Origin of the sequence: Halobacillus sp. A1-3, from assembly GCF_050971765.1 — a bacterium.
GTDB lineage: Bacteria > Bacillota > Bacilli > Bacillales > Halobacillaceae > Halobacillus > Halobacillus mangrovi_B.
Genome location: NZ_JBPCEO010000001.1, coordinates 537,933 through 559,147 on the forward strand (window position 1 = coordinate 537,933; position 21,215 = coordinate 559,147).

Below are 21,215 nucleotides of genomic sequence, written 5' to 3' on the forward strand. Positions count from 1 at the left end.
GAGTACCATGAAGGAAGATATAATTCAAGATCAACAGTCCTATGATGAAAGTCAAATACAGGTACTAGAGGGTCTGGAAGCCGTTCGTAAACGACCTGGAATGTACATCGGTTCTACGAACGAGAAAGGATTGCACCACCTGGTATGGGAAATCGTCGATAACAGTATTGATGAAGCAATGGCCGGTTTTTGCGATCATATTCAAGTGACGATCGAAGAAGATAACAGTATTACCGTTATCGATAATGGGCGCGGAATTCCTGTAGGGATTCAGGAAAAAACAGGACGTCCGGCCGTAGAAGTTATTATGACGGTTCTTCACGCTGGAGGTAAATTCGGCGGCGGTGGTTATAAAGTTTCGGGAGGACTACACGGTGTAGGAGCCTCTGTCGTTAACGCCCTGTCTACGAAGCTAGAAGTTTACGTTCACAGAGACGGGAAAGTCCACTATCAAGCTTTTCATCGAGGCGTTCCAGAAGAGGACTTGAAGGTGATCGGAGAAACCGATATTACAGGGACAAGGATTCAATTTAAGCCAGACCCTGAGATTTTCACTGAGACTGAAGAATATAAATTTGAAACGCTGGCCAATCGTCTGCGTGAACTTGCTTTCCTCAATAGAGGATTGACAATTACGATCGAAGATAAACGTACAGAGGAGGAACCCGTCAGTTATTTCTATGAGGGCGGAATCCTTTCTTATGTCGAGCATATGAACCGTACCCGTGAAACGCTGCATGAACCTTTTTTCATTGAAGATGAGCAAGACGAAATCTCGATTGAAATTGCTCTGCAATACAATGATGGCTTCGCAAGCAATATTTATTCCTATGCGAACAACATTCATACGTATGAAGGCGGCACCCATGAGTCCGGTTTTAAAACAGGTTTGACGCGTGTCATTAACGATTACGCACGAAAAAATAACATGTTCAAAGAAACTGACCCCAACTTGACGGGGGATGACGTACGAGAAGGGTTAACAGCGATCATCTCGATCAAACATCCGGACCCTCAGTTTGAGGGGCAAACGAAGACAAAACTCGGAAACAGTGAAGCTAGAACGGTCACTGATAATCTATTTTCTGAAGGTTTTTCGAAGTTTCTATTTGAAAATCCGAACATGGCCAGAAATATTGTTGAAAAAGGTTTGATGGCTTCTAGAGCCCGTATGGCAGCGAAGAAAGCCCGTGAGCTCACTCGTCGTAAAAATGCACTGGAAGTATCGAACTTGCCGGGGAAACTGGCTGACTGTTCTTCCAAAGACGCCAATATTTCAGAGCTCTACATCGTTGAGGGAGACTCTGCCGGCGGGTCCGCGAAACAAGGACGAGACCGTCACTTCCAGGCAATTCTTCCTTTGAGAGGTAAAATTATTAACGTAGAGAAAGCTCGTCTGGATAAAATTTTATCTAACAATGAAGTTCGGGCGATCATTACAGCACTAGGTACAGGAATCGGAGAAGATTTCGATATCTCCAAAGCCCGTTACCATAAGATCGTCATTATGACAGATGCCGATGTCGATGGTGCTCATATCCGTACTCTTTTGTTGACGTTCTTCTATCGCTACATGCGTCCGTTGATCGAGCATGGATATATCTATATCGCTCAGCCGCCTCTTTATAAGATTCAGCAAGGTAAAGCGATCTACTATACGTATAGCGACAAACAGCTCGACCAGATCCTTGGTGAACTTCCGAATTCACCGAAGCCAGGGGTACAGCGTTACAAAGGTCTTGGAGAGATGAATCCAGAGCAGCTTTGGGAAACGACAATGGATCCTGAAACGCGTACACTTCTGCAAGTGAGTCTGGAAGATGCAATTGGTGCAGATGAGACGTTCGATATCCTGATGGGAGATAAAGTAGAACCTCGCCGTAACTTCATTCAAGAAAATGCACAATACGTACAGAACCTAGACGTTTAAATAAATGGTGAAAACAAGTTAGTCAACAATGAATAGGAGAAGAGGGGGATCCCTTTTCTCCTTCCGAGTTGTTATAGGAGGTAAATAGAATGGTGGATCAACCCGAACGCCCACGCGTGCAGGAAGTGAATATTAGTCAAGAAATGCGAACATCTTTCTTAGACTATGCGATGAGTGTCATCGTTGCACGTGCCCTTCCTGATGTGCGTGATGGCTTAAAACCCGTACACCGACGGATTCTGTATGCCATGCATGATTTGGGAATGCATGCCGATAAAGCATATAAGAAATCCGCACGTATTGTCGGGGAAGTAATCGGTAAGTATCACCCGCACGGTGATTCAGCTGTTTACGATACGATGGTGCGTATGGCTCAGGATTTCAACTATCGCTATATGCTCGTTGACGGCCACGGTAACTTCGGTTCTGTGGACGGAGATGCTGCTGCCGCTATGCGTTATACAGAAGCGCGCATGTCAAAGATTTCTATGGAAATTCTGCGTGACATTAACAAAGACACGATCGACTACAACGACAACTACGATGGCACTGAGAAAGAACCGATCGTACTACCGGCTAAATTCCCCAACCTGCTTGTAAACGGAGGTTCAGGAATCGCAGTCGGAATGGCTACGAATATTCCTCCCCACCAGCTTGGGGAAGTCATCGATGCTGTTCTGGCTGTCAGTAAAGATCCTGAGATCACTATTCAGGATTTGATGGAAAATTACATCTATGGTCCTGATTTTCCTACATCAGGTAAAATCCTCGGTTTAAGTGGAATAAGAAAAGCTTATGAAACAGGTAAAGGTTCGATTACTGTCCGTGCAAAAGTGGATATTGAAGAGCAGGCGAATGGAAAAGCTCGACTTATTGTTACCGAACTGCCTTACCAGGTGAACAAAGCCAGACTCGTAGAAAAAATTGCCGAACTCGCTCGGGATAAGAAGATTGATGGCATCACCGATTTGCGGGATGAGTCCGACCGTAACGGCATGCGAGTCGTCATTGAATTACGACGCGACGCAAATCCTAACGTCCTATTGAACAATCTTTACAAAATGACAGCTCTGCAGTCCACATTCGGGATCAATATGCTTGCACTTGTCAATGGCCATCCAAGAGTATTGAACTTGAAGCAGTGTCTCGAATATTATTTAGAGCACCAAAAAGAAGTAATTAAACGCCGGACAGCTTATGAGCTTCGTAAAGCAGAAGCGCGTGCTCACATCCTGGAAGGATTGCGTGTGGCTCTTGATCATTTGGATGAGGTTATTACACTCATTCGTGAATCTCAGACAACTGAGATTGCACGTACAGGATTGATGGAACGTTTCGGGCTTTCTGAAAAGCAGGCTCAGGCGATTCTCGATATGCGTCTTCAGCGTCTAACTGGCTTAGAGCGTGAAAAAATTGAAGATGAATATCAAGATCTTGTTAAGTTGATTGCTGAATTAAAAGCTATTTTAGCCGATGATGAAAAAGTTCTCGAAATTATTCGCGAAGAACTTCTTGATATTAAAGAACGTTATAATGACGAACGTCGTACAGAAATCGTTCTCGGGGGCTCAGACTTCATTGAAGATGAAGACTTGATCCCAGAAGAAACGATCATCGTGACCCTGACCCATCAGGGTTATGTGAAGCGTCTTCCTGCAAGCACATACCGCTCCCAACGAAGAGGCGGCCGCGGCGTCCAGGGAATGGGAACGCATGAGGAAGACTTTGTGGAACACCTGCTTTCCACTTCCACCCATAACACGCTGTTGTTCTTCTCTAACAAAGGGAAGGTGTATAAAGCAAAAGGGTATGAAGTACCAGAATTCAGTCGAACTGCTAAAGGTATTCCGATCATTAATATGCTGAATATCGAGCGAGACGAATGGATCAACGCAGTTATAGCCGTTGAAGACTTCGTTGATGACTGGTACCTTGTCTTTACGACGAAAAACGGGATTACGAAACGTACCACACTTTCTCAATTTGCTAATATCCGTAAAGGCGGCCTCATTGCTCTTGGCTTACGTGAAGATGATGAACTTATTTCTGTTCGTCTGACTGACGGTGCCAAAGACATTATGATCGGTACGCAAAATGGGTATTTGATCCGATTCAATGAAGATCAGATCAGAGCAATGGGACGTACTGCTGCAGGAGTGAAAGGTATTTCCTTGCGTGAAGATGACAAGGTCGTCTCCATGGAAATACTTGATGACTCTCTTCAAGTCCTAACCGTTACAAGTAAAGGTTATGGAAAGCGCACAGCAGCTACGGATTATCGGATCACGAACCGTGGTGGTAAAGGAATCATTACGTGTAACTTGACGGATAAAAACGGTCAAGTTGTAGCTACTAAGGCTGTGAATGGTGAAGAAGACATTATGATCATTACGGCTAGCGGTGTTCTGATCCGGATGCCTGTTGAAAGTATTTCTGAGACAGGACGTAATACTCAAGGCGTGCGTTTGATTCGCCTGGGTGATGGTGAAGAAGTGGCAACTGTGGCTCGAGTTGAGTCTGAAAAAGAAGAGGAAGAACTGATCGAAGAAGCAGTTGAACAAAGTTCTGCTGCGGAAGCGCCACCTGAGGATCCTGAAGTAGAGCAAGACTCTGCTGAAGGTGAATCTGACGAAGAATAATAGTAACGAGTCGTCTGTCAAATCCGGCAGACGGCTTTTTTTATCCATTTAAACCTAATAAAAGGTCGATGAAATTAATCTGTTATTACGTTAAATAGCAGGAGAGTGGAAGACTAGATTCTCGATGTAATTTGGGGTGGAAGGTTTCCGTTACACTAAAGTTGGTGGTTGGAGTTCCGGGAAATGACTCGCTTTCCGTGGGAGTCCGGTGAGCTTCCTCAGGCTTCGCCTTCCGGGATCTCACCATGAACTCTATTCCCACAGGAGTCTCGCCATTTCCCGGAACCCCTTCCAATGGTTTGGAATAACGGAAACATCCTAGAATTGAAAGATGACCGCTTTTTTCACCCTCATTTTCAAGTTTGTAGGTACGCTGCAAAAACCGTTTTATGGGCTTTATTACTGTTATTTGTAGAGTACTCTTATGTTATAGGAATCCATAGTTCCGTTTAAAATTAGACGTCCTCAGTTCCTGGTTGTAAGATGGGCCGTTCAACACAGAATCGAAAGGTTGACGGGGGAACAGCGAGACTCCCGCGGGAGAAGGAGCTAGGCGAGACCCCACAAGGAGCACAGCGACTGAGAAGGCTTGCCAGTTCCCCCGCAGGAAAGCGAGTTGTTCCCACGCCAAACTAACTCTTATATCGAAACGGCCCCACCAGGATGGTTATTGAATCTGCAGGGGAGAAGAAATTACGTGGATGAGAATTGCTGTTTTAGCCAATCAGAAATGAGTTCTGGAATTTGCTCTGAAGCCGCCTGCAAGAATTGGACGATGAAGACGTAATCTTCTCGGTCTCTCATTTGCTGCATTTCTCCCCACCATTCCCCTTCATACCTTACGAGCATACTCAAATTATAAAGCACCGCAAAATAGGCAAGCAGCGGTGGCCATTTTTCTTCTATCGCTCTTTCTTTTTCAGGCTTGAATTGATACATGGAACCCATAGGTTCCAATGGATAAAGAAGTTCATCCATTGATATTTTTTCTTTAGATGAAGAGAAGCTGAATAAATGCTGTGAAGCATAGGGAAACAGACCGTGTGGCTGAATCCTTACATCGTCTTCTAAGAACCGATAGTGCTGCTTTTTTCTTTTTCTTGTAGATAATCCGTGCGCAAGCACTTTTGCTGTCGCTGGGTAACCGGGATCAACGGTTAAAATCAAGCTTTTTAAATAATGGTTCAATCCGTAATAGTAGAGAAGCGGCTGAACACTGAGCGGCGTTCGTTCAGCAGTCGTCCAATAATCGCTTCCCATATTCAGTCCATACATGAATCGTTCAGCATTGTGAAAGGCATGGTGATCGGCTTTTGGATGCTCGATTTTTTCATAACAAGCAGAAAGGAAAGGTCTTGTATGGGCAGTCACTTGTAAGTATGTAAGGATAGGATCTGTGTTTTTCATAAGCTCTCTCCTTTCTTTCTTGTCCAGTTGGAAATGCTTGTGCTTTCAATCGAAATTTGTGATGACTGGCAAATTTTTTTAGGTTGAAAAACCACTATCATTGTCGTATTGTAAATAACAATAAGTACTTGTGTTACGTATTACCCACTTATTTTACCCACCTTTAGCCAAACTATTTTAAGAAAAAGGAGAGATCAAGCATGCGTGAGGATAAGTTTACAAAAGAAGGATTAACATTTGATGATGTCCTTTTATTGCCGGCAAAATCGGACGTACTGCCTCGAGATGTATCGCTAGCTACAGAACTAAGCCCGACGTTGAAGTTGAATATGCCAATTATCAGTGCGGGTATGGATACAGTAACTGAGGCGAGCATGGCGATCGGAATGGCCCGTCAAGGAGGCCTTGGCGTCATCCACAAAAATATGTCAATTGAAGAACAAGCCGAGCACGTCGATCGTGTCAAACGCTCTGAAAGTGGTGTCATTACTAATCCATTCTTCTTGACTCCAGAGCATCAGGTATTCGATGCCGAACATCTGATGGGAAAATTCCGTATATCTGGGGTACCGATTGTAAACAACGTAGAGGAACAAAAGCTTGTTGGGATCATTACGAACCGTGATCTTCGTTTCATCGAGGATTATTCCATTCAAATCAGCGATGTGATGACGAGCGAGGACCTTGTGACCGCTCCTGTAGGTACGACTTTGGATGAAGCAGAGAAAATTTTGCAGAAATACAAGATTGAAAAGCTTCCAATGGTTGATAGTCAAGGAATTCTTAAAGGACTTATTACGATCAAAGATATCGAAAAAGTCATTGAATTCCCTCACTCAGCTAAAGATGAGCAAGGACGCTTGCTCTGTGCGGCTGCCGTTGGGGTAACAGCTGATGCAATGACTCGCATTGATAAACTTGTTGAGGCGGGTGTTGATGCGCTTGTTGTCGATACGGCTCACGGCCATTCCCAAGGAGTCATCGAGCAAGTGAAGCGTATTCGTGCGAAATATCCTGAGATTAATATCATTGCAGGAAACGTGGCTACAGCTGAAGCTACGCGTGAATTGATTGAAGCTGGCACGGACGTTGTAAAAGTGGGAATCGGTCCTGGATCTATATGCACGACTCGTGTCGTTGCTGGTGTAGGTGTCCCTCAAATCACTGCCGTTTATGATTGCGCAAGAGAAGCAGAAAAATATAACAAACCAGTTATTGCTGATGGAGGAATCAAGTACTCTGGAGACATCGTCAAAGCCCTTGCAGCAGGTGGGCATGCGGTTATGCTAGGCAGCCTTCTTGCTGGTGTGACAGAAAGTCCTGGAGAAACAGAAATCTTCCAAGGACGTCGTTTCAAAGTTTATCGAGGAATGGGATCCGTTGGGGCAATGGAATCTGGATCTAAAGATCGTTATTTCCAAAGTGAACAAGAATCCAAGAAGCTCGTACCAGAAGGAATTGAAGGCCGTATGCCTTACAAAGGCCCTCTTGCCGACAGCATTCATCAGCTGCTTGGTGGATTGCGTTCAGGAATGGGATATTGCGGTACAGAGACTATTGATGCATTAAGAAAAGATGCGAAGTTCACCAGAATCACAGGAGCAGGATTACGTGAAAGTCACCCTCATGACGTTCAGATCACGAAAGAATCACCAAACTACTCCATTTGACCTGGTAAATAGTTGCTAGACAGGGACTTTTCCCTGTCTATTTTTTTGTTTAGGCATGTGATAAAATAACAAAGATGCATATTTTAAGGGTGGGGGTCGAGAAAGTTGATACAAAGATTCAAAGCATCACTGGCCATTACATTGGCAATTATTATGACGATGACCGGAGCTTTTGCAATTCCTAAACATACATATGCGGCTACGGTTGATTTAGAGGCGAAATCAGCCATTTTGGTAGACGCTGAAACGGGGAAGGTATTATTTGAGAAAGAAGCAGATTTAACCTTGCCTCCTGCGAGTATGACGAAGATGATGACAGAGTACTTAGTACTTGAAGCGATAAAAGAAGGGTCAATTAGTTGGGATACAACGACCCAGATCAGTGAATATGCTTATGAGATCTCAGCCAACCCTGAATTTTCAGGCGTAGGCTTAAAGATGGATAAAGATTACACCGTTCGCGAACTTTATACGGCGATGGCGGTTAATTCTGATAATGCAACGACCATTACGCTTGCAGAATTAATTGCTGGGTCTGAAAGTGAATTTGTGAAAATGATGAACGAGAAAGCTAAGGAAATGGGATTGCCGGATTATGAATTCGTTAATTCTACTGGGCTTAATAATTCTCACTTAGGGGATAACTATCCAGAAGGAACAGAGCCGGATGCAACAAACATGCTTTCTGCAAGGTCTGCTGCATTGCTCGCTTACCACTTGATCAATGATTACCCAGAGGCTCTGGACTTCTCCAGCAAGCCTACCGCAGAATTCGATGGACAAACCGTAACAAACTGGAACTGGATGATTCCAAACATGCCTGGCCACCTTGCTGCTTTTGGCTATGAAGGTGTAGACGGACTGAAAACAGGATACACGGAGCTTGCAGGTAATACGTTTACCGGCACTGCAAAACAGGATGGACAACGGTTGATTGCTGTTGTCATGAAGACTGATTCAAGGGAATCTCGTTTCCGACAGACTGCAAAACTTTTTGACTACGGTTTTCAGCATTTCGAGAGAAAACAATTATTTGATGCTGGCTACCAGCTTAAAGACGAGTCTGAGTTTGAGGTAACGAAAGGAAAAGAAGACACCGTTGAAGTCGAAACGAAGGAAGCTCTTCAAACACTTGTGAAAAACGGAGAAGAAGAGCAGTATTCCATTAAATATAATGTTGACAAGGATCAGTTGAATGAGGACGGAAAACTAGAGGCGCCTGTTGAAAAAGGTCAAAAGGTCGGAACTGCTGAGCTCGTTTATAGTGGTGAGGAATCTTCTGGAAATATCCTTCCTGATAGAAATTCTACGACAGTTGATTTAGTAACAACTTCCGCCGTAGAAAAGTCGAATTGGTTTATGTTAATGATAGGTGGTATCGGTGACTTTTTTGCTGATGTATTTACTGGTGCTGTCGATATGGTTAAAGGCTGGTTTTAATTAGAAAAGCCAATTTAAAGAGTAGGATTTGAGGCTTGTTTGCGTTACAATAGAGGATAAGAATCTATGATTCACGATCATTCAATGATAGATCGATATAGCTGAACAGGGAGGAATATATCATGTCACAAACAGGTACGGATCGCGTAAAACGCGGTATGGCCGAAATGCAAAAAGGTGGCGTCATCATGGACGTCGTAAATGCTGAGCAAGCTAAAATCGCTGAAGAAGCGGGTGCTGTAGCCGTAATGGCTCTGGAACGCGTCCCAGCGGATATTCGTGCAGCTGGCGGAGTCGCTCGTATGGCGGACCCGACCATCGTCGAAGAGGTTATGAATGCTGTATCTATTCCAGTCATGGCAAAAGCACGTATTGGGCATATTACAGAAGCTCGAGTGCTTGAAGCTATGGGCGTTGATTATATCGACGAAAGTGAAGTGCTGACACCAGCTGATGAAATTTACCACATTAAAAAAGATGAGTACACTGTACCATTCGTATGTGGATGTCGTGATCTTGGTGAAGCAACTCGCCGTATCCGTGAAGGAGCTTCTATGCTTCGCACAAAAGGTGAACCAGGTACAGGAAACATCGTTGAAGCTGTAAGTCACATGCGTAAAGTTCAGTCTCAAATCCGTCACCTTCGTGGACTTTCCGAAGATGAAATCATGGTTTATGCGAAAGAAAACGGTGCTCCATTTGATTTATTGATGGAAATTCGTGAAGAAGGCCGTCTTCCTGTCGTAAACTTCGCTGCAGGCGGAATCGCTACTCCAGCTGACGCATCTCTTATGATGCAGCTTGGTGCAGACGGAGTATTTGTTGGATCTGGAATCTTCAAATCCAACAACCCTGAAAAATTCGCACGTGCAATCGTAGAAGCAACGACTCATTACGACGATTACAAACTAATTGGTGAACTATCCAAAGGTCTTGGAACAGCTATGAAGGGTATGGAAATGTCTACACTTACAGCTGACCAACGCATGCAAGATAGAAGTCAATAATAATTAAGTGTGGAGGCGACTGTTCAGCGACAGTCGTCCTAAGTTTGAAACAAAAAGGAGACATGCATCATGACTACTATCGGTGTATTAGGACTTCAAGGAGCCTTTCGTGAGCATGTTCGTTCTGTAGAAGCTACAGGTGCCGAAGCCGTTGTAGTGAAAAAGAAAGAACAGCTGGATGAAATTGACGGTCTAATCATTCCAGGTGGCGAAAGTACAACCATTCGCCGTCTTATTGATAAATACGATTTTCTTGAACCCATTCGTCAATTCGGAATTCAAGGAAAACCAATTTTCGGTACATGTGCCGGCTTGATTTTGCTTGCTTCTGAAATTGATGGCTCCTATGATGTACATTTAGGAGTCATGGATATCAAAGTCCGCCGAAATGCTTTTGGGCGTCAGCGTGAAAGCTTTGAGGCAGATCTAGATATTAAAGGGGTAGCAGAAGGTTATAATGCTGTGTTCATCCGAGCTCCATATATCGAGGGTGTGGGTGAAGAAACTGAAGTGCTGGCAACTTACAATGGTCATATCGTGGCTGCTCAGCAAGGGCACTATTTGGCTTGTTCCTTCCATCCTGAATTGACGGATGATCATCGTTTGACAGCTCATTTTGTTCAAATGGTAGAAGAATCCAAAAAAACACTTGCATTATAAATCATTTTCAGCTAATCTTATGTAACACAATCACTAATCATTAACGCGATGATAGGAAATAGTAGCGTGAACCTCTTTTCTTAGAGAGTCAGTGTGTGGTGGGAACTGACAAAAGAGACGCGTGAATCCATCCTTGAGTGCCCGACTGAAACCAATCAGTACGTTGGGCCGGCCCTCACCGTTATGAGTAAAGCCGGAAGATCGGTTTGTCGATCTTCAACCTGGGTGGTATCGCGGGAAGCTATAAAGCCAAAGCTCTCGTCCCTTTTCTAAAGGGACGGGAGTTTTTTATTTTATATACACAATAAAAGGAGGATATAGCCATGTTGGACATGAAATATTTACGTCAGAATTTTGATGAAGTCAAAGAAAAATTGAAAAATCGAGGAGAAGATCTCTCTGATTTAGATACTTTTGGTGATCTTGATGTTCGCCGCCGTGAATTGATCAAGGAAACGGAAGAACTGAAAGCCCGTCGTAATGAGGTATCTAAAGAAATTTCTCAGCTGAAAAAAGCAAAAGAAGATGCAGATGATAAAATTAAAGAGATGCGTGAGGTCGGCGATCGTATCAAAACGCTGGATACAGAGCTAAAAGAAGTGGAAGAAAAATTAGAAACGATGCTTTTATCTATTCCAAACATTCCGCATGAAAGTGTCCCTGTAGGGGAAGATGAAGACGATAATATTGAAGCAAGAACATGGGGAGAAGCCCCTAATTTTGATTTCGAAACGAAAGCACATTGGGATGTAGCTGCTGATTTAGACATTTTAGATTTCGAACGTGCATCTAAGGTAACCGGAAGCCGTTTTGTCTTCTATAAAGGCCTTGGAGCCCGTCTAGAGCGTGCTCTGCTGAACTTCATGATGGACCTTCACGCGGATGAACACGGCTATCAGGAAATGCTTCCTCCGCAAATGGTGAATCGCACGTCTATGACAGGAACAGGTCAGCTGCCTAAGTTCGAAGAGGATGCCTTTAAGATTGAAGGATGGGATTACTTCTTAGTTCCGACAGCAGAAGTACCAGTTACGAACTTCCATCGTGAGGAAATCCTATCTGCTGAAGAGTTGCCACAGAAATTCGTAGCCTTCAGCACCAATTTCCGTTCTGAAGCCGGTTCTGCAGGAAGAGATACGCGAGGTCTCATCCGCCAACACCAATTCAATAAAGTTGAACTCGTTCAGCTTGCGAAACCAGAAGAATCTTATGACGTTCTAGAAGAATTGACAGGGCATGCAGAAAAAGTTCTTCAATTACTCAAATTGCCTTATCGTGTCATGAGCATGTGCACAGGCGACCTAGGTTTTACAGCAGCGAAGAAATACGATATAGAAGTTTGGATTCCAAGCCAGGATACATTCCGTGAAATCAGCTCTTGCTCTAACTTTGAAGACTTTCAGGCACGTCGTGCTGGCATTCGCTTCCGCCGTGAGGAAAAAGGAAAGCCTGAATTTGTTCATACGTTGAATGGCTCTGGATTAGCAATCGGACGTACAGTTGCAGCAATCCTGGAAAATTATCAGCAGGAAGATGGATCTGTAATCGTACCGGAGGTCTTACGTCCGTATATGGGTGGAAAAGAAGTCATTAAATAATGTATTAAAAAGGAACCTGCTTAGGTTCCTTTTTTATGCTTCTCGAATCCTGTTAAGATTCTATCCCACGGATTGACTTCAAGTTTGAGGATTAGTATAATAACGGAGTGGCAATGGTGAGCCAGTCACTTTGTAGATTTTTTTATAAAAAATCTTTTATTTTATTGACGGATGAACATCACCATGATATTATATTCATTGTCGGTCACACGGAGGAGTACCCAAGTCCGGCTGAAGGGAGCGGTCTTGAAAACCGCCAGGAGGTTTGCGCCTCGCGGGGGTTCGAATCCCTCCTCCTCCGCCATTTAATTTCAACAATAGCGCATAAATATTGGAGATTTAATAGAACAGAAATCGTTACGTTAAGTAACGATTTTTTTTATCTACAAAACCCTCATTCGCTTAAGTTGATAAGGGTTTTGTAGATTAAACCGTCCCTATCGATCTGGATTTAATATTTAAGATCGTAAAGAATTAAAGAACGAAAATTTTTTTATCAACGGTCTCTTTACAAAACTAGAAAGATGATGAAAGAGGAATTCCTCCACGGAGGGATTCCTCTTTTTTATTGGTTTTACTATATAGTTACGAATCGACCTTACACAGATGCCTGGTTAGATGAAGGATTAACAGAGTTTACAACGGCACTTTATTTAACTGAGAAATATAATGAATCAAGAGCCTTCAGTTTTTCTAATCATTTTCTAGAATACAATGAAACAAGTAATATCGTTAACGGAAGTATCGATTATCTGGGGAACTATTATGTGCCTACGGTGTATGGGCGATCTCCTATGAAGATGTGGGAATTCTTTGAAGAGAAAGGGACAAAAGAAGCTTTAGCCTTCATGTCGGAGTACTATCAAGACCATCGATTTGAGAAAGTCACGACGAAAGAATTTGCGCAATACTTTGAAGACTATTTTGAAGGTGAACAATCAGAATTTCTAAGCTCCTGGCTCGACTATTAATAGTTTCTATTCACGCACAAATCATAGATAATGGAATAGGAAGATATATGAAGGGGGTAAACCATGAAAATTATTGTATTCGGTGCCACTGGAGGCACAGGGAAAGAATTCGTTAAACAAGCGTTGGAAGCAGGACATTACGTCACCGCTTTTGTCCGTACCCCTTCCAAATTGTCAGTAGACCATGAGCGGCTAAATATGATTCATGGTGATGCACTCAATAAAAATGATGTAGATCAAGCTATAGAAGGACATGAGGCTGTTGTTTCCTGTTTGGGTGCAGCAGGATTGAAGCCTTCAACCGTTTTAGAGGAAATGCTCCAGAACATCGTGCTCGCGATGCAAAAACACGGACTAAGAAGAATTCTTTATGTGGCCTCCGCAGGCATATATAAGGAGATTCCTGGATTTCTTGGCTGGATGTCTCAGCGCATATTAAAAAATGTGTTAGAAGACCATAGAAGAGCTGTCAATACGATTATAGCTGCTGAGTTAAACTATACAATCGCACGCCCAATGCGGTTAGATGATGGAGAAGTGACGAAAGAGTATCGCTCCACAGAAGGTGTTATACCCGAAAAAGGCAAACGAATCAACCGGGGTGACGTTGCCCACTTCTTACTTACTGCTTTAGAAGAAGAAAAATGGATGCGAGAAACGGTTGGCCTCGCGAACTAATGAGATAAAGAGAGGAAGATTTTTTGGGATACGTTGAAGATTTACGTGCGCTCGTCGGTCATCGGCCGTTGATATTTGTCGGTTCTGTGGTCATTGTTGTCGATGATCAGGACAGGGTTTTGCTGCAGCAGCGGAGGTCTCCGCATGGAGTTTGGGGGCTTCCAGGCGGTCTGATGGAATTAGGGGAAAGTACAGAAGAAGTCGCTCAACGGGAAGTCTACGAGGAGTCTGGTTTAACTGTAGATAATCTTAAGTTACTGAACGTTTATTCTGGAAAAGATCAATTTATAAGAGCAGAAAACGGTGATGAATTTTACGTGGTGACAACAGCTTATTATACTCGATCTTTTTCAGGCGATATGAACGTAGACCCAGATGAATCACTCCAATTCCAGTTTATTTCTACAGATAAACTCCCTGATCAAATGATTGGAAGTCATAGGGCGATGCTAAAAGAATATATGCAAAGTAAAAACCGTAAAAATTAAAAAAATCCTGCAGAAACCAATGTTCTGCAGGATTTTTTTAATAAATTAAGTTAGTAGATGGCTGGAGCGCCACTTACGAGATTGCTGGATAAAGTGGCCGATTTTTTCTAAAATCGGCTCGATGCTTTCTTCGTCGTTCAGCACGTCATAGTCTGCAATATTCAATCGAAGGACTGGACATGAATTGAAATTATCAATCCAGTTTTCATAGCGATTAAACATCTCTTCCCAATACTCAATTGGGGTTTCTTGTTCCATAGGACGGCCGCGTTCTTTAATGCGGCTGACGATATCATCAAAAGAACCTTCTAAGTAGATAAGCAAGTCAGGATGCGGGAAATAAGGCGTCATAACCATCGCATCAAACAAGTTACGATACGTTTCGTAATCCGTTTCAGACATCGTTCCTTTTTCATAATGCATACGGGCAAAGATGCCTGTATCTTCATAGATAGAACGGTCCTGGATAAATCCTCCACCGTATTCAAAGATTTTCTTTTGTTCTTTAAATCGTTCTGCTAAAAAATATATTTGTAAATGGAAGCTCCAACGCTCGAAGTCTTGATAAAACTTATCTAAGTACGGGTTGGTATCCACTTTCTCTAAAGAAGTACGGAAATTCAGTGCCTGCGCCAGGGCATTCGTCATAGTCGATTTACCGACTCCGACTGTTCCTGCAATCGTGATCACACTGTCATGGGGAATTCCGAAGCGTTCACGTGCGTTCATTTGATAACTTCTCCTTTATTTAAATGTTGCTCGACTTGATCAACAATATAATTCAAATCTTCTTGATGTTTAACAAAATCCAAATGATCCCCGTTCAAGCGTATAATAGGAACCTCAGGATGTGTCGCTTCAAAATGATTCATAAAGTCCTCATAGTCTTGAGATAATTGTTCCAAATAGGAGGGCTGAATATTAGCCTCAACATCGCGATTTCTCATCCGAATACGTTCAAGTAAGGTATCTAGGCTTGCATGTAGATAAACGATGATGTTTGGTCGGGGCATATCGTTTGTCATTATATCAAAAATCTGAGAGTACTTATTGAACTGATCTTCTCTTAACGTTCGACGTGCGAAGATCATGTTTTTGGAAATGTGATAATCGGCAACAACAGGCTTTTCTAACTTCAAATACTTACGCTCGATATCTTCCAGTTGTTTGTAACGATTACACAAGAAGAACATTTCCGTCTGGAAACTCCATTCTTCAATATTATCGTAAAACTTGCCTAAAAACGGGTTCTCCTCAACGATTTCCTTCAGCAAATGAAAATCAAACTGGGAGGCGAGCTTTTTAGACAGAGACGTTTTCCCTACCCCAATGGGCCCTTCAACAGCGATGAAAGGTATTTGTCCCATCTCTTCTCCTCCTTAAAGACTCAAGTAAACGTGCACCTTTGATTAAAGTTTATAAAAATATAATTCATTTATGATGTCAGTGGGTGCTGTTAATAACAATAAAACACAAAGTTCGATACGTTTAGACAGACAAATAACATTTTATCATATACAAAGAGAGTAAGTAACATAAATAGGTTAATTTAGGAGAGAAATTGCTTTTCAACACGCGTGTTGTTTTGTATAATATTCTACGTACGCTTTTAGCCCCCGTAGCTCAGGGGATAGAGCATCGGTTTCCTAAACCGTGTGTCGCAGGTTCGAATCCTGCCGGGGGCGTTAACAGATATAGTGTCGAAGAGTGGGAGCCTAAAACTCTCACTCTTTTTTTACTTCAGAAGATCATAAATTATACATATTCATACGTCCTCTTTCGTTTTCTTGTGATTTTCACAGAATTACTGAAGAGGATTTTTTATTTTTCACTGAAAAGAAGATACTTTTACCAAAGAAATGAAGCTTGACCCTAGTTTAATGAACTTTTAACGAAAAATGTCAATTTTTTTGTGAAATTATAAACTATCTATGAATTCATCTCGTCTAAACAGAAATACCTGAATCTTTCGTAGGGTATAAATAGCGTACACGATTGATGGGGGATGAACAACAAACGGAATCAGAAAAAGAGAGTTAAAAATACAATGTCTACAAAAATATTAGAGAATAACAGCTAAAATCGAAAGGAATGGTAAGTTTGATTTTATTTAAATGGTTGATGCTAGTAATCGGAGGTTCTGTTTTTTTACTTGGTGGAATTTTTTTATTCCTAATATTTTCGGATATTAATAAACAACAGCAGGAAGCACAAGAACAGGAAAAAGCACAAAAGCAATTTGAAGAGAAAGTTGAAGCAGCCTCTCTTGACGAGGAGAACCTTCCGACGGAATCCTTGTTCCAAGATATGCTTCACCAAATGTCGCACCAAAAGGTGAAATCAGATAAAAAATGAGCTGGGCATTTACAGTTAACAGTGGATGGGGTAGCTGAAATGCAAGCTGTATTAAATGAAATTGAAGGAACACCAAAAGAATACGAACATCTTAATTTCTACCAGTAGGTATTGAAAGAATGGGGGAACTTTGAAAACGCGGTTGAAGTTCATAATACCATTTGGGAATGGAAAGGCGGAAATGTAGGAAAAGCAACTAGGCTTATAAGTACTGCAGAAGAGCAGCAATATATCGAAACTCATTTTGAATAACTGTCCGTAAGCCCGTATCTCATAGCGATATGCCGCCTGTTTCTCAAAGATTTGCTTAATGTATCGCTTGTATTGCCGGGCGATCTACACCCAGCGTCTGCAGTTTGGACACTGTTGTCCGTGCTTTTGCCGCTTCATTATGGTTTCACAATGATGGCACTTCACCATCCCAGTCCTTTTGGTTAAATAAGCGGTACGACTTAAAAAAGCCTCTCTGCTTGCTCTCATATATCTAATAGAGATGATAATTACCAGCGCTATCCCTGCTAACGAGATGAACATGGCCATACAACCACTCCTTTATCTACGTTTTATAGAGATACGAATAGATAAAAGAACTAGTTTCAATAAAATGGTAATTAAAATACTTACATCTTAAGAAAAGAGGCATATCGCAGGCCGATATGCCTCTTTATTCATTTACGACCCGCCCTTTATGCATATAGATGATACGATCCCCCAGGTTTTTAGCTTCGTGCTCATCATGGGTTACCATAACGATCGGAATCTTCCACATCTCATGCAGCCGTTTTAATTCCTGGTGACATTCTTCTCTTGTTTTTGTATCTAAAGAAGAGAATGGTTCATCCAGAAGCAAAAGGTCGGGCTCAGTGGCTAAAGCACGCACTAAAGCTACACGTTGTTTTTCTCCGCCTGAAATTTGTCGAGGGTATTTATTCAAGAGGTGTTCAATACCTACCACACGTGTCAGCTGTTTTGTTAATTCCTTATCAGTAGCTCCGTATTCAATGTTCCTCTTTACATTCATATGTGGAAAGAGTGCATAGTCTTGAAACAGGTATCCAATCTGACGCTTCTGCACGGGAACAGGCTTTACATTCGCGGTATAAATGATCCTGTCTTTCAACTGTATTCGCCCTTGATCAGGATTGGTAAGCCCGGCGATACAATTCAATATCGTCGTTTTACCCGAACCGGATGGGCCAAATAGGATGACGATTTCATTGTCTACGTTCAGTTGAATGTCTAGTTGAAAGTGAGCCAGTTGTTTTTGGATGTTGACTTCTAGCATATAACTGCCTCCATACGTTTAGTCTCTTTGATAGGGTAATATTCTTCTTTTCGTCCACCAATTGAGCCATAACACCGAGCTGAACCCAAGACATAGAATGACAATTACCCACATTTTGGCTTGTTCCATTCGTCCGGCTTCTACAGCAAAGTAAATAGCGAGGGGAATGGTGTCGGTTTCTCCTGGAATATAGCCGGCAATCATAAGTGTTGCTCCGAATTCACCTAGTGCGCGGGCGAATGTTAAGACTAACCCCGCCAGCAGCCCTGGCCAGGCAAGAGGAAGCGATATCGTGAAAAAGACTTTAAGCTTTGAAGCCCCCATGGTTAACGCTGCATTTTCGATGTTAGGATCGTAATTTTGAAAGGCGGCTGATGCACTTTGATACATTAAGGGAAAGGAGACAACAATGGCAGCAATGACAGCGCCTGTCCACGTGAAAACCACTTGAATGTCAAACCAATTAAGCAGCCACTTGCCTATCCACCCATTTTTACCAAACAGATAGAGCAGTCCGAAGCCCACCACTGTCGGAGGTAAAACCAATGGAAGTAATAGGATCGATTCAACGATACTTTTCCCGGGAAATAATTTACGAGAAATAAGCCTTGATAGAATGATTCCTCCTATGAAAACGATGATAGTAGCAATCGTGGCTATTTTAAGAGAAAGCCATAAAGGAGAAGCGTTCATCATTGATCATCCACTTTCTGAAACCCATAGTTGTGAAGGATTTTTTGTGACGGTTCACTCAATAAATAGGAAAGAAACGATTTGGCTTCTTTTTTCTGGTCGCTAGTTGATAGGATGGCAGCAGGATAAATAATCGGTTTATGCCATTTTGGGTCTAAGGTAGACAGAATGGATATATGCTCTGAGATCTGCGCGTCACTTGCATAGACAAATCCATACCCAACATTTCCTGATTTGACATAAGCCAGTACTTGTCTCACATCACTAGAAAAGACAAGCTGGCTTTGGATTTTCCCCCAAACTTGAATCGTTTGGAGTGCTTGTTTCGTATATGTACCAGCAGGCACACTTTCTGGATCTCCAATAGCCAGCTGTTGGTCAGTGGACCAGGATGGCAGCTCTTCTAGTGGACCCTGCTGTTCTTTTCCTTTTGCACCGATCAGTACGATACGATTGGATGTAAGATCAGTCCGGGAATCGGGTTCGACAAGATTTTTATTCACTAACTTATTCATCCATGCCTGATTAGCTGACAAGTAGAGGTCTACAGGTGCTCCTTGCTCGATTTGCTGAGCTAATTTTCCTGATCCTGCAAAATTCATTCTAATGGTAACGTTATGTGTTTCTTCATATGTATTAGCAATTTCTTGAATGGCATCCGTTAAGCTTGCTGCAGCTGATATGGTCAGTGTGGTTTTTGGTTCAGGTTCTGAGGCGCAGCCAAATAGGAATAGAACGAATAATAAAATAGGTATTGTTTTTTTAATCATTTTTCAGTCCTCGGTTATAAGTGTTAATCATTATTATAACGCCACATAAAAATTTTGACGAATCATTCTGCCTACTCTAAAAAAGAAAGGATCATCGTTATGAAAATGCAAATCCTCATTGGCTTAGTTTTAGCTTTACTGTTGACTCAGCTTCCGATTGCAGGGAAATATTTCGCTATATTGAACACGATGATTCACGAAAGCGGACATTCCTTGATGGCGTTATTAACAGGAGGGGAAGTAAGGAGAATATCTCTGCTTCCGAACACATCGGGTACAACGATGACCGGTCATTCTTCTTGGATCAGCCACGTACTAACCAGCATGGCAGGTTATGTATTTGCATCATTTTTTTCGTTTTTGTTTTTCTATCTTATTGTTAAAGGCCAATACAAATGGATGATTTATATATTGTTAGCTTTCTTGGCCATCAACCTTATTTTTTGGGTGAGAAATGTGTATGGATTGTTTTGGATCGTTACGTTCGGAGCAGGTTTTATATGGTTATTGAGGAGTGGAAACCAAACGTTGATCCAGTACGTATTAATTTTCTTAGCCTCATTAGTCTTCGTCGAAGCTCTCACGAGTGCTTTTGAAATCATGTGGGTCAGCTTTGTTTCCCCGTTACAAGCAGGAGATGCCGCAAATTTAGCACGCGCGACTAAATTCATACCGTCCCCGATTTGGGGAATCGCATTTTTCGCTCAAGCTTTATACTTTGCCTGGCTTACTCTCCGTCGAGTTTTTTTATAAAAAAATAAAAAACTCCGCTCCTGCCCTGCCTAACCTTTTGAAAGTGAATAAGGTAGTAAAGTAAGCAAGAGAGGAGGTAGGCAAATGAGCTACGGATATGGCGGAGGTTTCGCGCTATTAGTTGTCTTGTTCATCCTATTGATCATCATCGGTGCATCTTTTGTAGGTGGCCGCGGATACGGTTATTAATTATAAAAGTTGAAAGCGGTATCCCCGCTTTCTTACATAAAATTAGTTTTTATAGAATGATTTCAGGGTATTGGAAAAAAAGACTATAGTGTACGGAGGATTGGTATTATGGATTTAAAAGAGCGCTTAATTACACACGGGTATGATCATATTGACATCCTGATCATTGATGAGGAAGCAAATCAAACGACTATACCCGATATTACTCTGCATAAAGTCAATGACTTGGAGTATAAGCTCTACCTCGATCCTGAATCGTTAAACTATCACTTGAACGAAGAAGATCCTTACTTTGCAGCTGAACAGAAAAGTGAAGAAGGCGGAATGAAAAAAATTAAAGGTTTTGTATTAGAGTGGTAAAAAAGGAGTCCTTATTGAAAGGACTTTTTTTAATCTTTCTTTTTCTTCTTCCGTTCCCTCCGATCGACAATACCGCCTGTGATTAGAAGGAGTCCTGATACGAAGAGCAGTCCAGATATCATAGGGTTTTGAATGGATATATACAGAATAATAGAGGCGATGAGGTTACATAAGCCAATTACCCCTAAAATCCAAAGCATTTGATTTTGTTCCTTCATCGTATCTCCTTCTTTCTCATTCGGGTTATTACTGCTTTTCCCTTGTTGGCAAAAGATTAACCGACTCTTTGGTTTATGATAGATTCGATGGTGGAAAGAGTGTC

General features: G+C 42.2%; 22 protein-coding genes, 2 tRNA genes and 1 other annotated feature. Of the genes, 17 read left to right on the top strand and 7 right to left on the bottom strand.

Annotated features, from left to right (window positions below; genetic code table 11):
• The first annotated feature begins 19 nt into the window (after positions 1-19).
• Together gyrB and gyrA are read left to right on the top strand one after the other, a co-directional pair.
• Positions 20-1,930: a DNA topoisomerase (ATP-hydrolyzing) subunit B gene (gene gyrB, locus ACRYKC_RS02535; protein ID WP_433805130.1), complete on the top strand. Its 1,911-nt coding sequence runs from the start codon at positions 20-22 to the stop codon at positions 1,928-1,930.
• An 89-nt stretch (positions 1,931-2,019) separates the two neighbouring features.
• Positions 2,020-4,569 carry a DNA gyrase subunit A gene (gene gyrA, locus ACRYKC_RS02540; RefSeq protein ID WP_433805076.1) on the top strand — a complete coding sequence of 850 codons (2,550 nt, stop codon included), beginning with the start codon at positions 2,020-2,022 and terminating at the stop codon, positions 4,567-4,569.
• Positions 4,570-5,262: 693 nt separating this feature from the next.
• Here gyrA and ACRYKC_RS02545 read toward each other — a convergent pair.
• Complete coding sequence (locus tag ACRYKC_RS02545; protein WP_433805077.1) at positions 5,263-5,976, bottom strand: YaaC family protein; 714 nt, start codon at positions 5,974-5,976, stop codon at positions 5,263-5,265.
• 200 nt (positions 5,977-6,176) lie between these two features.
• Between ACRYKC_RS02545 and guaB the strand changes: the two genes are divergently transcribed.
• From guaB to ACRYKC_RS02590, 9 genes are all read left to right on the top strand, one after another.
• Entirely contained in the window at positions 6,177-7,646 is a 1,470-nt protein-coding gene (gene guaB / locus ACRYKC_RS02550) for an IMP dehydrogenase (RefSeq protein ID WP_433805078.1), read from the top strand.
• 105 nt (positions 7,647-7,751) lie between these two features.
• Positions 7,752-9,086: a serine hydrolase gene (locus ACRYKC_RS02555; RefSeq protein ID WP_433805079.1), complete on the top strand. Its 1,335-nt coding sequence runs from the start codon at positions 7,752-7,754 to the stop codon at positions 9,084-9,086.
• Positions 9,087-9,208: 122 nt separating this feature from the next.
• Positions 9,209-10,093, top strand: a complete 885-nt coding sequence (gene pdxS, locus ACRYKC_RS02560; RefSeq protein WP_085027112.1) for a pyridoxal 5'-phosphate synthase lyase subunit PdxS — start codon at positions 9,209-9,211, stop codon at positions 10,091-10,093.
• Between the two features lie 69 nt (positions 10,094-10,162).
• Positions 10,163-10,753 carry a pyridoxal 5'-phosphate synthase glutaminase subunit PdxT gene (gene pdxT, locus ACRYKC_RS02565; protein WP_433805080.1) on the top strand — a complete coding sequence of 197 codons (591 nt, stop codon included), beginning with the start codon at positions 10,163-10,165 and terminating at the stop codon, positions 10,751-10,753.
• A 39-nt stretch (positions 10,754-10,792) separates the two neighbouring features.
• Positions 10,793-11,022: a binding site (T-box leader), on the top strand.
• 54 nt (positions 11,023-11,076) lie between these two features.
• Positions 11,077-12,351 carry a serine--tRNA ligase gene (gene serS, locus ACRYKC_RS02570; RefSeq protein ID WP_433805081.1) on the top strand — a complete coding sequence of 425 codons (1,275 nt, stop codon included), beginning with the start codon at positions 11,077-11,079 and terminating at the stop codon, positions 12,349-12,351.
• Between the two features lie 211 nt (positions 12,352-12,562).
• Positions 12,563-12,655 (top strand) — tRNA-Ser (locus ACRYKC_RS02575).
• Positions 12,656-12,875: 220 nt separating this feature from the next.
• The gene (locus ACRYKC_RS02580) at positions 12,876-13,322 is read left to right on the top strand and encodes a gluzincin family metallopeptidase (protein ID WP_433805082.1); all 447 of its coding nucleotides are present in this window, start codon (positions 12,876-12,878) and stop codon (positions 13,320-13,322) included.
• A 63-nt stretch (positions 13,323-13,385) separates the two neighbouring features.
• On the top strand, positions 13,386-14,000 hold the full coding sequence (locus ACRYKC_RS02585; protein ID WP_433805083.1) for an NAD(P)-dependent oxidoreductase: 615 nt from the start codon (positions 13,386-13,388) through the stop codon (positions 13,998-14,000).
• Positions 14,001-14,023: 23 nt separating this feature from the next.
• Positions 14,024-14,488 carry an NUDIX hydrolase gene (locus tag ACRYKC_RS02590; protein WP_433805084.1) on the top strand — a complete coding sequence of 155 codons (465 nt, stop codon included), beginning with the start codon at positions 14,024-14,026 and terminating at the stop codon, positions 14,486-14,488.
• Positions 14,489-14,533: 45 nt separating this feature from the next.
• Here the strand turns inward: ACRYKC_RS02590 and ACRYKC_RS02595 are convergent, their stop codons facing one another.
• Positions 14,534-15,217 carry a deoxynucleoside kinase gene (locus ACRYKC_RS02595; RefSeq protein WP_433805085.1) on the bottom strand — a complete coding sequence of 228 codons (684 nt, stop codon included), beginning with the start codon at positions 15,215-15,217 and terminating at the stop codon, positions 14,534-14,536.
• Positions 15,214-15,855, bottom strand: a complete 642-nt coding sequence (locus tag ACRYKC_RS02600) for a deoxynucleoside kinase (protein WP_433805086.1) — start codon at positions 15,853-15,855, stop codon at positions 15,214-15,216. The genes ACRYKC_RS02595 and ACRYKC_RS02600 overlap by 4 nt, the downstream gene beginning before the upstream one ends.
• A 245-nt stretch (positions 15,856-16,100) precedes the next feature.
• Between ACRYKC_RS02600 and ACRYKC_RS02605 the strand changes: the two genes are divergently transcribed.
• The 3 genes from ACRYKC_RS02605 (at position 16,101) to ACRYKC_RS02615 (ending at position 17,095) form a co-directional block, all read left to right on the top strand.
• Positions 16,101-16,173 (top strand) — tRNA-Arg (locus ACRYKC_RS02605).
• Between the two features lie 436 nt (positions 16,174-16,609).
• A complete protein-coding gene (locus ACRYKC_RS02610) occupies positions 16,610-16,843 on the top strand; it encodes a hypothetical protein (RefSeq protein ID WP_433805087.1) in 234 nt (77 codons plus the stop codon).
• Positions 16,844-16,954: 111 nt separating this feature from the next.
• Entirely contained in the window at positions 16,955-17,095 is a 141-nt protein-coding gene (locus ACRYKC_RS02615) for a DUF6241 domain-containing protein (RefSeq protein WP_433805088.1), read from the top strand.
• Positions 17,096-17,507: 412 nt separating this feature from the next.
• On the opposite strand, the gene ACRYKC_RS02620 is transcribed toward ACRYKC_RS02615, so the two are convergent.
• From ACRYKC_RS02620 to modA, 3 genes are read right to left on the bottom strand one after another with little or no spacing between them, the layout of a single operon-like run.
• A complete protein-coding gene (locus ACRYKC_RS02620) occupies positions 17,508-18,128 on the bottom strand; it encodes an ATP-binding cassette domain-containing protein (protein ID WP_433805089.1) in 621 nt (206 codons plus the stop codon).
• A gap of 18 nt (positions 18,129-18,146) precedes the next feature.
• Positions 18,147-18,821 carry a molybdate ABC transporter permease subunit gene (gene modB, locus ACRYKC_RS02625; RefSeq protein WP_433805132.1) on the bottom strand — a complete coding sequence of 225 codons (675 nt, stop codon included), beginning with the start codon at positions 18,819-18,821 and terminating at the stop codon, positions 18,147-18,149.
• Positions 18,821-19,591, bottom strand: a complete 771-nt coding sequence (gene modA, locus ACRYKC_RS02630) for a molybdate ABC transporter substrate-binding protein (RefSeq protein ID WP_433805090.1) — start codon at positions 19,589-19,591, stop codon at positions 18,821-18,823. Before modA ends, modB begins: the two co-directional genes overlap by 1 nt.
• A gap of 99 nt (positions 19,592-19,690) precedes the next feature.
• On the opposite strand from modA, the gene ACRYKC_RS02635 reads away from it, so the two are divergent.
• The 3 genes from ACRYKC_RS02635 to ACRYKC_RS02645 all read left to right on the top strand — a co-directional run bounded on the left by ACRYKC_RS02635 (position 19,691) and on the right by ACRYKC_RS02645 (position 20,893).
• Entirely contained in the window at positions 19,691-20,344 is a 654-nt protein-coding gene (locus ACRYKC_RS02635; protein ID WP_433805092.1) for a M50 family metallopeptidase, read from the top strand.
• Positions 20,345-20,428: 84 nt separating this feature from the next.
• The gene (locus ACRYKC_RS02640; RefSeq protein ID WP_085027086.1) at positions 20,429-20,533 is read left to right on the top strand and encodes a YjcZ family sporulation protein; all 105 of its coding nucleotides are present in this window, start codon (positions 20,429-20,431) and stop codon (positions 20,531-20,533) included.
• 108 nt (positions 20,534-20,641) lie between these two features.
• Positions 20,642-20,893 (top strand): hypothetical protein, encoded by a 252-nt coding sequence (locus ACRYKC_RS02645; protein WP_433805094.1) that lies wholly within the window; start codon positions 20,642-20,644, stop codon positions 20,891-20,893.
• Positions 20,894-20,922: 29 nt separating this feature from the next.
• On the opposite strand, the gene ACRYKC_RS02650 is transcribed toward ACRYKC_RS02645, so the two are convergent.
• A complete protein-coding gene (locus tag ACRYKC_RS02650) occupies positions 20,923-21,111 on the bottom strand; it encodes a hypothetical protein (RefSeq protein WP_433805095.1) in 189 nt (62 codons plus the stop codon).
• Between the last annotated feature and the right edge of the window lie 104 nt (positions 21,112-21,215).